A 10844-nucleotide genomic window follows, 5' to 3' on the forward strand; every position below is an offset into this window, starting at 1 on the left:
GGGGCCGGGCTCTCTGTTGAAAATGTACAGGACGTACAGATCATTGAGTGGGGATTCCGCTGTCGCCGAACAAGATGTGATGTCCGGGGTGCCCCGTAAGCTGGGTTCATGGCCTACGAGATTCCGGTGACCCAAGCCAGGGCTGAGCTCGCCGAACTGATCAACCGGGTGGTGTACGGCGGTGAGCGCGTCGTCGTGACGCGCCACGGCAAGCCGCTCGTCGCCCTCGTCTCCGCCACCGACCTCGAACGCCTCGAAGAGCTTCCGGAACCCGCCGAGGAGCACGTGGACCACGTGGTCAGCTCGGTCTCCACGGTCCGTGAGACGACCGCAGCCGTACGCCCGGAACGGGGCCGCTTCGGCATCGCGGCGGAGCACCGGGGGGCCGCGGGCTCCTAGCGCGTGCCAGGACCCGTGTCGCCGAGCCGATCCGGAGTCCCGCAGTCGTCGGTACGGCCATCGGCCCTCCCCGGAGCGTTCGGGTGAGGGCCGTTCGGGTGTCGTGGGCCTCTTGCCCCGGTCGTGAAGTGATCAAGGTCCGGTTAACGTCGCCGAAACTCCGGCGAACTAGCCTGCCGATCCACGCCACCTGGGGTTTTCCTAGCCGGATTGGGTCCGTGAGCCCAATCCGTCGCGGTGGCCGCGGCAACCGGACCCCGCACGGTCCGGAGCGAGGACTGTGAGGTGGGACGTGCAACTGACCCCGCACGAGCAAGAGAGGCTGCTGATCCACGTGGCGGCCGACGTGGCCGAGAAGCGCCGGGCCCGCGGGCTCAGGCTGAACCACCCCGAGGCGATCGCCCTCATCACGTCGCACATCCTCGAAGGCGCGCGTGACGGCCGTACCGTCGCCGAACTCATGGCCTCCGGGCGCAAGCTGCTCACCAGGGACGACGTCATGGAGGGCATCCCCGAGATGATCCACGACGTCCAGGTCGAGGCGACCTTCCCGGACGGCACCAAGCTCGTCACCGTCCACGACCCGATCGTCTGAGGAGGCAGGCCGCCGATGATTCCCGGAGAGGTGCTGTTCGCCGAGGGGCCTGTCGTATTCAATGCGGGCCGCGAGGTGACCCGGCTGACCGTCCTCAACGCCGCCGACCGGCCCGTCCAGGTCGGCTCCCACTACCACTTCGCCGAGGCCAACCCCGGACTGGAGTTCGACCGGGACGCGGCTCGCGGCAAGCGGCTCAACGTCGCCGCAGGCACCGCCGTCCGCTTCGAGCCCGGCATCCCCGTCGACGTCGAACTCGTCCCGCTCACCGGGGCCCGGGTGGTTCCCGGACTGCGCGGCGAGACCGGAGGTGCCCTCGATGCCTGAGATCTCCCGCGCCGCCTACGCCGACCTGTTCGGACCGACCACCGGTGACCGGATCCGGCTCGCCGACACCGACCTGCTCGTCGAGATCGAGGAGGACCGCTCCGGCGGCCCCGGACTCGCCGGGGACGAGGCGGTCTTCGGCGGCGGCAAGGTCATCCGCGAATCCATGGGACAGTCGCGTGCTACGCGCGCAGACGGCACCCCGGACACGGTCATCACGGGTGCCGTGATCATCGACCACTGGGGCATCGTCAAGGCCGACATCGGCATCCGCGACGGCCGGATCACCGGCATCGGCAAGGCCGGCAACCCCGACACCATGGACGGCGTCCACCCCGACCTGGTGATCGGCCCCGAGACCGAGGTCATCGCCGGGAACGGCCGCATCCTCACCGCGGGCGGGGTCGACGCGCACGTCCACTTCATCTGCCCGCAGATCGCCGACGAGGCGCTGGCGGCGGGCATCACGACGCTGGTGGGCGGCGGCACCGGTCCTGCCGAGGGGTCGAAGGCGACCACCGTCACCCCCGGACCGTGGCACCTGGCCCGGATGCTGGAGGCGATGGAGCAGTACCCGCTCAACATCGGCTTCCTCGGCAAGGGCAACACCGTCTCGCACGAGGCGATGCTCTCCCAGATCCGGGGCGGGGCACTGGGGCTGAAGCTGCACGAGGACTGGGGATCCACCCCGGCCGTCATCGACGCCTCCCTGACCGTCGCCGACCGGACCGGCATCCAGGTCGCCATCCACACGGACACGCTCAACGAAGCGGGTTTCGTGGCGGACACGCTCGCCGCGATCGGCGGGCGCGGGATCCACGCCTACCACACCGAGGGCGCGGGCGGCGGGCACGCCCCGGACATCATGACCGTCGTCTCCGAACCGCACGTGCTGCCGAGTTCGACCAACCCGACCCGGCCGTACACGGTGAACACCGCCGAGGAACACCTCGACATGCTGATGGTGTGCCACCACCTCAACCCCGCGGTGCCGGAGGACCTGGCCTTCGCCGAGTCGCGGATCCGGCCGTCGACCATCGGGGCCGAGGACGTGCTTCACGATCTGGGGGCGATCTCGATCATCTCGTCCGACTCGCAGGCCATGGGGCGGGTGGGCGAGGTGATACTGCGGACCTGGCAGACCGCGCATGTGATGAAGCGACGGCGCGGCGCGCTGCCGGGTGACGGGCGGGCCGACAACCACCGGGTACGGCGGTACGTCGCCAAGTACACGATCAACCCGGCCCTCGCGCAGGGGCTGGCCCGGGAGATCGGCTCGGTCGAGACCGGGAAGCTCGCCGACCTCGTGCTCTGGGAGCCCGCGTTCTTCGGGGTCAAGCCGCAGGTCGTCCTCAAGGCCGGGCAGATCGCCTACGCGCAGATGGGCGACGCCAACGCGTCGATCCCGACGCCCCAGCCGATCCTGCCGCGCCCGATGTACGGGGCGATCGGGCGGGCACCGGCCGCCAACTCCTTCAACTTCGTCGCCCCGTTGGCGATCGAGGACGGCTTGCCGGAGCGGCTGCAGCTCGGGAAGCGGTTCGTCGCCATCGAGTCGACCCGGGGCGTGACCAAGGCGGACATGCGGGAGAACGACGCGCGCCCGCATGTCCGGGTCGATCCCGACAGCTTCGCCGTGCACATCGACGGGGAGCTGGTCGAGGCGACACCGGCCGCCGAACTGCCCATGGCCCAGCGTTACTTCCTCTTCTGAGAGCTGGTGGGTGTGATGTCTCGGGCAGCCTTGCTCGTGCTGGCCGACGGCCGCTTTCCCGCCGGAGGACATGCGCACTCCGGCGGGGCGGAGGCGGCCGTCAAGGCCGGCCGGATCGCCGGGGCGGCGAGCCTGGAGGAGTACTGCCGGGGGCGGCTGCACACGGCCGGGCTGGTGGCCGCGGCGTTCGCCGCGGCCGCGGTACTCGGAGCGGACGTACGGGAGTTGGACGCGGCGGCCGATGCGCGGACACCGTCGGCCGCGCTGCGGGGCGCGGCGCGCCGGCTCGGGCGGCAGCTGCTGCGGGCCGCGCGCGTGGCCTGGCCGAGTGCCGAACTCGACGCCCTGGCACGGGAGTTCCCCAAGGGAGCGCATCAGCCGGTGGTGTTGGGGGTGGTGGCCCGGGCGGCGGGGCTCTCGGCGGAGGACGCGGCGTACTGCGCGGCGTACGAGTGCGTGAGCGGGCCGGCCACGGCGGTGGTGCGGTTGCTGAGCCTGGATCCGTTCGAGGCGACGGGGGTGCTGGCGCGGTTGGCGGGGGAGATGGATCTGGTGGTCGACCGGGGGGTGGAGGCGGCGCGGGGGATGGTCGCGGGGGCGGGGGTCGATGCGTTGCCTGCGGCTTCGGCGCCGTTGATGGAGATCGGGGCGGAGTGGCATGCGGGGTGGGCGGTGCGGTTGTTCGCGTCGTAGGGGGGTGTGTCGCCCCCCGCCGCCCCTACCCGTCCCGTCCCTCCAGGGGGCGGGCCCCCTTCGACCGCCCGGTTCGGGGGCTGCCGCCCCCGGACCCCCGCTTCGGCCTGAACGGCCTCGTCCTCAGACGCCCCCGGAGGGGGTACCCCCAGACGGGCTGGTGGGTGGGGGCGTGGACCGGCCTTCGTCCTCGGGCACCGGACGGGTGAAACACAAAACTTGCTGAAAAGGAGCCGCACATGCATCTCGACCACGATCACCACCACGGCCCGGCCGCCCTCAGCGCCGACGCACACCGGCCCGACGGGTCCCGTCGCGCCCTTCGGATCGGGCTCGGCGGGCCCGTCGGGTCCGGGAAGACCGCCACCGTCGCCGCCCTGTGCCGGGTCCTGCGGGACGAGCTGTCCCTTGCCGTCGTCACCAATGACATCTACACCCGCGAGGACGCCGAGTTCCTGCTCCGGGAGGCCGTGTTGCCGCCGGAGCGGATCAGCGCCGTGGAGACGGGGGCATGTCCGCACACCGCGATCCGGGACGACATCTCGGCCAACCTCGAAGCCGTGGAGGACCTGGAGGACGAGGTCGGGCCGCTCGACCTCGTCCTCGTCGAGTCCGGCGGGGACAATCTCACCGCCACCTTCTCCAAGGGGCTCGTGGACGCGCAGATCTTCGTGATCGACGTGGCGGGAGGCGACGACATCCCGCGGAAGGGCGGACCGGGGGTGACCACCGCCGATCTGCTGGTCGTCAACAAGACGGACCTGGCGCCCTACGTCGGGTCGGATCTGGCGCGGATGGCCGCCGATGCCAAGGCACAGCGGGCCGAACTGCCCGTCGTCTTCCAGTCGTTGCGCAGCGAGGACGGCGTCGCGGACGTGGCCGCGTGGGTGCGAGAGCGGCTCGCCGCGTGGACCGTATGACGGGGACGGGGGTACACGCCGTCGCTCGGATCGTCGCCCGCGACGACGGGCGGGGCGGTACCTCGCTTCCGGTGCTGGAGGGCGAGGGACCGCTCGCCCTGCGGCGCACCCGGGGGAGCGGGGCCGAGGCCCGGGTGCTGGTCGTCGGGGCGATGAGCGGGCCGCTCGGCGGGGACCGGTTCGGGATCGAGGCCCGGGTCGAGGAAGGGGCCCGGCTGTGTGTCGGGTCGGCCGCCGCGACCATCGCCCTGCCGGGGCAGGGGAAGGAGGAGGCTCGGTACGACGTTCGGCTCGACGTCGCCGACGGAGGTGAACTGCGGTGGCTGCCGGAGCAGCTGATCTCCGCCAAGGGGAGTGACCTGTGCGTCTCCACACGTGTTGAGGTCGGGGCACGGGGGCGGCTCGTCGTGCGGGAGGAGCAGGTGCTCGGGCGGGCCGGGGAGGAGCCCGGGCGGCTCAGCAGTCGGCTCACCGTGCGCGTGGCCGGACGGGCTGTCCTCGATCAGGAGCTGGCCTGCGGGCCCGGGGCGCCCGGTGGCTGGGACGGGCCCGCCGTGCTGGCGGGACACCGCGCGGTGGGGCAACTCGTCGTCGTAAGGCCGGAGTTCGCCGTGCAGGCGATGGGGGCACGGATGCTGGGGGAGGGTGCCGCGCTCACTCCGCTCGCCGGGCCCGCCGTGTTGGTGAGTGCGGTGGCGGGCGATGCGCTGCGGCTGCGCCGGGTCCTGGACGAGGCGTTGGCCCAGTTGGGCGGTTGATCCGCTCAGCGGGACGTGCGCGTCCGGTTATCGGATTGGTAAAGATCGGCTGTTGGGCCCTGTTCTCAGGGACCTCACAGCCGGAAGGATCTCCCCTGACCATTCGTCATGATGTCCGGGGAGAGGCCCACTTGAGGGACAACTACAGATCGAGGAGCCGGGTGCTGGCGCTCGGCTCGGCCGGAGCGCTCGTCACGGCCAGCCTGATCACCGGTGCGCTCGCGGTTCCCGCCGCCGGCGCCGAGGCACGGCACGGCGGCCAGGACCGCGCGCAGCAGGGCGCGGCGATCGCGGCCGAACGGGCCGCCAAGGCCGGGATCGACTGGGCCGACTGCCCGGCCGACTGGGCCCTGACCAAGCCCGTCCAGTGCGGTTGGGTCAGCGTGCCGCTCGACTACACCAAGCCCTACGGCAAGCAGATCAGGCTCGCCGTCGACCGAATAGGCAACACGGGGACGCCGGCCGAGCGCCAGGGCGCGCTCGTCTACAACCCCGGCGGCCCCGGCGGCTCGGGGATGCGCTTCCCGCTGCGGGTCACCAACAAGAACCCCCTGTGGGTCAACGCCTCCAAGGCGTACGACTTCGTGGGCTTCGACCCGCGCGGTGTCGGCCACTCGGCGCCCATCTCCTGCGAGGACCCGCAGGAGTTCGTGAAGGCCCCCAAGGCCGACCCGGTGCCGGACACCGAGGCCGACAAGACCGCACAGCGCAAGCTCGCCGAGCAGTACGCGGACGGCTGCGCCGAGCGCACCGGCCGCGCCATGCTCCAGCAGATGACCACCGCGAACACCGCCCGCGACCTGGACGTCATCCGGGCCGCGCTCGGCGAGAAGAAGCTCAACTACCTCGGTGTCTCCTACGGCACCTACCTCGGCGCGGTGTACGGGACGCTGTTCCCGGGGCACGTCCGCCGGATGATCGTCGACAGCGTCGTCAACCCGTCGCGGAAGAACATCTGGTACCAGGCCAACCTGGACCAGGACGTCGCCTTCGAGGGCCGCTGGAAGGACTGGGAGGACTGGGTCGCCGCACACGACTCCGCCTTCCACCTGGGGACCACGCGGGACGCCGTCCAGGCCAAGTGGCTCCAACTGCGCGCCACCGCCAAGGCGAACCCGATCGGCGGGGTCGTCGGACCGGCCGAGCTGATCGGCTTCTTCCAGAGCGCGCCGTACTATGACTCCTCGTGGGTCCCGGTCGCCACCGTCTTCAGCAAGTACGTCGCGGGTGACACCCAGGCCCTGGTCGACGCGGCCGCCCCGGACCTGACCGACACCGCCGGCAACATCACCTCGGAGAACGGCAACGCCGTCTACACGGCCGTCGAGTGCACCGACGCCAAGTGGCCCACCAGCTGGAAGAAGTGGGACCGCGACAACACCGAGCTCAACACGCAGTACCCCTTCATGACCTGGGCCAACGCATGGCTCAACCTGCCGTGCGCCACCTGGCCGGTCCAGCAGCAGACCCCGGTGAACGTCAAGACCCACAAGGGCCTGCCGCCGGTGCTGATCGTGCAGTCCACGCGTGACGCCGCCACTCCGTACCCCGGCGCCGTCGAACTGCACAAGCGGTTCAAGGGCTCCCGTCTCATCACCGAGCAGGGCGCCGGTTCGCACGGCGTGACCGGCCTGGTCAACCCGTGCATCAACAGCCGCGTCGACACCTACCTGCTCACCGGCACGCTGGACGGCGCGGACGTCACCTGCACCCCGCACGCCACCCCGCAGCCGTAACCACCGCTCCCGTACGACGACGAGGGGCGGCCGGAACACTCCGGCCGCCCCTCACTCCTCCGTACACCGCCTCAACTCAGCGGCGCCCGCGGGAACCTGCGCTCCTTCTCGCCCTTCGCCGCCTGCCCGGCCTTGACGACGGCCGCGTACTCGTCGACGTACTCCTGCTCGGACAGGGTCAGGATGGCGTACATGATCTCGTCGGTGATGGCGCGCAGGACGGCCTTCTCGTGCTCCATCCCGGCGTAGCGGGAGAACTCGAGGGGCTTGCCGAAGCGGATCACGACGGGGTGGACGTTCGGGATGACCTTGCCGGGCGGCTGCGCCTCGAACGTGCCGATCATCGCGCAGGGGATCACCGGGACACCGGCCCGCAGCGCCATCACGGCCACCCCGACCTTGCCCTTGTAGAGGCGGCCGTCGTGCGAGCGGGTGCCCTCCGGATAGATGCCGAGCAGCTCGCCCTTGCTCAGCACCCCGAGCCCCTCCCGGATCGCGGCCTGGCCCGCCTCCTTGCCGGAGCGGTCCACCGGGATCTGCCCGGCGCTGCGGAAGAAGAAGGCGGTCAGCCGGCCCCGCACCCCCGGCCCCGTGAAGTACTCGGCCTTGGCGAGGAAGGTGATGCGCCGCTTGAGGACGGCCGGCATCAGGAAGTGGTCGGAGAAGGAGAGGTGGTTGCCGGCGATGATCGCCGGTCCCGTCGGCGGCACATGCTCCAGGCCCTCGATCCGCGGCCGGAACACCACTCTCAGCAGCGGCCCCAGCAGTACGTACTTGAGCAGGTAGTAGAACACGGCTCGCCCCTCACTTGTTCATTTCCCCAGGTTGGCTGGGCGGCGGGTCGGACTCTGGCGGCGGCTGTCTTCGCCCGTCCCGGACATGGGGTGTGGGCCTGTTCGGGGAAGCTTCAACGTACCTGGAACAGGTGTGGCGGAGACTGTTTGGATCTTCGGCTCAGTGTCTCAGCGATATGAGGGTGAGTCACTACGAGCGGACACCGGAGAGTGCCTTCCTTACCGCAGCGAGGTGGGCGGGTGCGGGGAGCGCAGCACGAGCAGGGTGATCTCGCTGGGGGCGAAGACGCGGAACGGCGGGCCCCAGAAGCCGGTGCCGCGGCTGGTGTAGAGAAGGGTGCGGGTGCCGTGCCGGCTGAGGCCGGCGAGGGCGGGCTGGTCGAGGCGGACCAGGTGGTGGAAGGGCCACATCTGGCCACCGTGGGTGTGGCCGGAGAGTTGCAGGTCGACGCCGGCGGCGGCCGCCCGGTCGACGAACTTGGGCTGGTGTGCCAGGAGCAGGACGGGGAGGTCCGGGTCGGCGCCGGTCAGGGCTCCGGCGAGGTGGGCGCGGTGGCCCGCCAGGCCGGAGGACTCGGCGGTGACGTCGTCCACGCCGGCGACCACGAGGGTGTCGCCTCCGCGTTCGAGCAGCAGATGGCGGTTGCGCAGCGGCTCCCAGCCCAGCTCGTCCATCAGGTCGACCCAGCCCTGGGCCTCGCTGTAGTACTCGTGGTTGCCGGTGACGTAGACACGGGCCCGGGCGGCCCGCACGGTACCGAGCGGGACGGCCTGGGCGCGGCGGCGTTCGGCCGTGCCGTCCGCGATGTCGCCGGCGTGGCAGACCACGTCGGCTTCCAGGGTGTTCACCGTCTCGCACACCCGTGCCGACCAGCGAGCGCGATCGAGCGGGCCGTAGTGGGTGTCGGTGATGAGGACGACGCGGAGGCCGTCCAACCCGGCACCCAGTCGCGGCAGTTGCACGTCGAGGCGGCGCACGCGTGGCACGCGGCGGGCTTCGGCGTACCCCCAGGCGAGGAGTACGGCGGTGGTACCGAGGACGGCCCAGGTGACGATGCGGGCCCGGTCCTGACTCTCGCCGACGCCGGCCACGGTCAGGGCGAGCCGCAGGAGGACGCCGAGCAGCACGGACCAGGTGAACAGAGCCCAGCTGGTGCCCAGCAGGGTGTCACCGACCACTGCCGCCGGGTCCTGCTGGCGTCGGCCGTGGCCGCGGACCATCGCGAGCGGCATACCGGCGAGGCCGAGGGCGAACAGGGCGGTGCCGGCCAGCGAGACGGGCAGCGGCCAGTGCTGGCCGGCGTACAGGAGTACCCAGCAGGGCACGGCCCACAGCAGGACGGGGGCGATCAGGGGGATGTAGCGCATCAGTCGGTGCAGTCGGCTCGGCCGCGGAGCCTGCGCTGCGCTGTCGGCGGGTCGGGTGTCGCTGGTGTCGGTCACGCTGCCCCTCTCTGACCAGGCTGCCGTCTCGCGCACTGTATCCGGTCGTCCTCGGGCCGGATCCGGCGCCCGGACATGCCGACGCGCACGACAGGACCCCCGAGCGACAGTTGCCGGGGGGCCTGTCGCGGTACGCACGGGGGAACCGCCTTGACCTGCCGCGACCTGCCGCGCCGCTGGGCCACCTGTCCAGTGTCCGCGGCCGGGCGGCCGGCGGGCGTCAGCGGAATACCACGCACAGTCGGCGTACGGCATCGGTGCCGCGAAGCGGCCGTCCGGGGTGTGCCGGGGCCGGCCGGTTCTCAGGGTGTGCATAGGATGGCCCCGATGCGCCCCACCGAGCCGCCCGCCCCCCGACCGCCGCACCGGCGGTGGCGCGCCCTGCTCGTGCTGGGGCTGCTGGCCGGGCTGTTCGGCATGCACGCGCTGGCACCCGGCGGTGTCATGGGAATGCACGGCGGGCACGAGCGGGCCGTCTCCCACACGGCGGTCGTGGTCACCGCGTACGACGGCTGCTCCGGCGACGACGGCCACTGCGGCGGCGACCACGCGCACCACGCCGACGCGACCTGCGCCTCCGGTGCGGTCAGCGGCGGACCGGCGCTGCCCGCGCTGGTCCCGGACCCGGTCCCCGTGCTCGCGAGCGACGGCCTGGCCCCCTCCCACCCGGCCACGGCACCGGACGGCGCACGGGCGCCCCCCGACCTGGCCGAACTCCAGCTCCTGCGGATCTAGAGGTACCCGAGCCGGCCGTGCGCGCACAGCGCAGCGGTCGTGCTCCCGCGTGCCCACACAGACCTATCGCAGGAGACCCAGCATGACCACCACGCGTACCCGTGCCGTCCTCGTCGCGCTCACCGCGACCGCCGCCCTCGCCCTCACCGGGTGCGGCAGCGGCGACGACGGCGCCGACACCGCACACGCGTCGCACTCGGCGGCGGCCGGCGCCACCGCTACCGCCGGTGCGCACAACGCGCAGGACGTGTCCTTCGCGCAGAGCATGATCCCGCACCACCAGCAGGCCCTGGAGATGGCCGGCCTCGCCGTCGACCGTGCCTCCTCCACTCAGGTGAGGGGCCTCGCGGCCCGGATCGAGAGGGCCCAGGACCCGGAGATCAGGACCATGACCGGCTGGCTCAAGGCGTGGGGCGAGGACGTGCCCATGGCGGGCATGGACCACAGCGGCCACGCAGGCATGACCGGCATGATGTCCGACAAGGACATGACCATGCTGAAGCAGGCCAAGGGGACGGACTTCGACACGATGTTCCTGACCATGATGGTCCAGCACCACCAGGGCGCGGTGGAGATGGCCGGCACCGAGCAGGCCAAGGGCGAGTACGGCCCGGCCACGAGCATGGCCGGCGACATCGTCACCGCTCAGAACGCCGAGATCAAGGACAGCGCCGTCGTGCGGTGGATCCAGCGCTCGGCCGGGGTGAAGCGGTGCAGCCGGTCGGTGGCG

General features: G+C 71.7%; 12 protein-coding genes. 10 read left to right on the top strand and 2 right to left on the bottom strand.

Features of this window, described 5'->3' with window-relative positions:
* Window positions 1–108: 108 nt before the first annotated feature.
* The 8 genes from ABT137_RS49015 to ABT137_RS49050 all read left to right on the top strand — a co-directional run bounded on the left by ABT137_RS49015 (window position 109) and on the right by ABT137_RS49050 (window position 7142).
* Window positions 109–399, top strand: coding sequence for a type II toxin-antitoxin system Phd/YefM family antitoxin (locus ABT137_RS49015; protein ID WP_351720139.1), 291 nt, complete (start codon window positions 109–111; stop codon window positions 397–399).
* Between the two features lie 292 nt (window positions 400–691).
* On the top strand, window positions 692–994 hold the full coding sequence (locus tag ABT137_RS49020; protein WP_037672587.1) for an urease subunit gamma: 303 nt from the start codon (window positions 692–694) through the stop codon (window positions 992–994).
* A gap of 15 nt (window positions 995–1009) precedes the next feature.
* Window positions 1010–1321, top strand: a complete 312-nt coding sequence (locus tag ABT137_RS49025; RefSeq protein ID WP_093505868.1) for an urease subunit beta — start codon at window positions 1010–1012, stop codon at window positions 1319–1321.
* On the top strand, window positions 1314–3035 hold the full coding sequence (locus ABT137_RS49030; protein ID WP_351720143.1) for an urease subunit alpha: 1722 nt from the start codon (window positions 1314–1316) through the stop codon (window positions 3033–3035). Before ABT137_RS49025 ends, ABT137_RS49030 begins: the two co-directional genes overlap by 8 nt.
* A 15-nt stretch (window positions 3036–3050) precedes the next feature.
* A complete protein-coding gene (locus tag ABT137_RS49035; protein ID WP_351720145.1) occupies window positions 3051–3728 on the top strand; it encodes an urease accessory protein UreF in 678 nt (225 codons plus the stop codon).
* Between the two features lie 239 nt (window positions 3729–3967).
* Entirely contained in the window at window positions 3968–4648 is a 681-nt protein-coding gene (ureG, locus tag ABT137_RS49040; protein WP_351720146.1) for an urease accessory protein UreG, read from the top strand.
* Complete coding sequence (locus tag ABT137_RS49045) at window positions 4645–5406, top strand: urease accessory protein UreD (protein ID WP_351720161.1); 762 nt, start codon at window positions 4645–4647, stop codon at window positions 5404–5406. Before ureG ends, ABT137_RS49045 begins: the two co-directional genes overlap by 4 nt.
* 131 nt (window positions 5407–5537) lie before the next feature.
* Window positions 5538–7142, top strand: a complete 1605-nt coding sequence (locus ABT137_RS49050) for an alpha/beta hydrolase (RefSeq protein ID WP_351720148.1) — start codon at window positions 5538–5540, stop codon at window positions 7140–7142.
* A 71-nt stretch (window positions 7143–7213) separates the two neighbouring features.
* Here ABT137_RS49050 and ABT137_RS49055 read toward each other — a convergent pair whose 3' ends face one another.
* Together ABT137_RS49055 and ABT137_RS49060 are read right to left on the bottom strand one after the other, a co-directional pair.
* Window positions 7214–7936, bottom strand: coding sequence for a lysophospholipid acyltransferase family protein (locus ABT137_RS49055; protein WP_351720150.1), 723 nt, complete (start codon window positions 7934–7936; stop codon window positions 7214–7216).
* Window positions 7937–8155: 219 nt separating this feature from the next.
* A complete protein-coding gene (locus ABT137_RS49060) occupies window positions 8156–9379 on the bottom strand; it encodes a metallophosphoesterase (RefSeq protein WP_351720152.1) in 1224 nt (407 codons plus the stop codon).
* Between the two features lie 327 nt (window positions 9380–9706).
* Here ABT137_RS49060 and ABT137_RS49065 point away from each other — a divergent pair, with 327 nt between their 5' ends.
* Both ABT137_RS49065 and ABT137_RS49070 read left to right on the top strand, forming a co-directional pair.
* Entirely contained in the window at window positions 9707–10114 is a 408-nt protein-coding gene (locus ABT137_RS49065) for a DUF6153 family protein (protein WP_351720154.1), read from the top strand.
* Window positions 10115–10196: 82 nt separating this feature from the next.
* Window positions 10197–10844: DUF305 domain-containing protein (locus ABT137_RS49070; RefSeq protein ID WP_351720156.1), on the top strand; the 648-nt coding region annotated here is incomplete at its 3' end.

This window comes from Streptomyces sp. NPDC001980 (assembly GCF_040296885.1).
Taxonomy (GTDB): Bacteria; Actinomycetota; Actinomycetes; order Streptomycetales; family Streptomycetaceae; genus Streptomyces.

Excerpts from the sequence above, each read along its gene's own strand:
- ABT137_RS49065 (WP_351720154.1), top strand. The coding sequence starts at position 9,707 with ATGCGCCCCACCGAGCCGCCCGCCCCCCGACCGCCGCACCGGCGGTGG.
- ABT137_RS49015 (WP_351720139.1), top strand. The coding sequence starts at position 109 with ATGGCCTACGAGATTCCGGTGACCCAAGCCAGGGCTGAGCTCGCCGAA.
- ureG (WP_351720146.1), top strand. The coding sequence starts at position 3,968 with ATGCATCTCGACCACGATCACCACCACGGCCCGGCCGCCCTCAGCGCC.
- ABT137_RS49025 (WP_093505868.1), top strand. The coding sequence starts at position 1,010 with ATGATTCCCGGAGAGGTGCTGTTCGCCGAGGGGCCTGTCGTATTCAAT.
- ABT137_RS49035 (WP_351720145.1), top strand. The coding sequence starts at position 3,051 with ATGTCTCGGGCAGCCTTGCTCGTGCTGGCCGACGGCCGCTTTCCCGCC.
- ABT137_RS49045 (WP_351720161.1), top strand. The coding sequence starts at position 4,645 with ATGACGGGGACGGGGGTACACGCCGTCGCTCGGATCGTCGCCCGCGAC.
- ABT137_RS49030 (WP_351720143.1), top strand. The coding sequence starts at position 1,314 with ATGCCTGAGATCTCCCGCGCCGCCTACGCCGACCTGTTCGGACCGACC.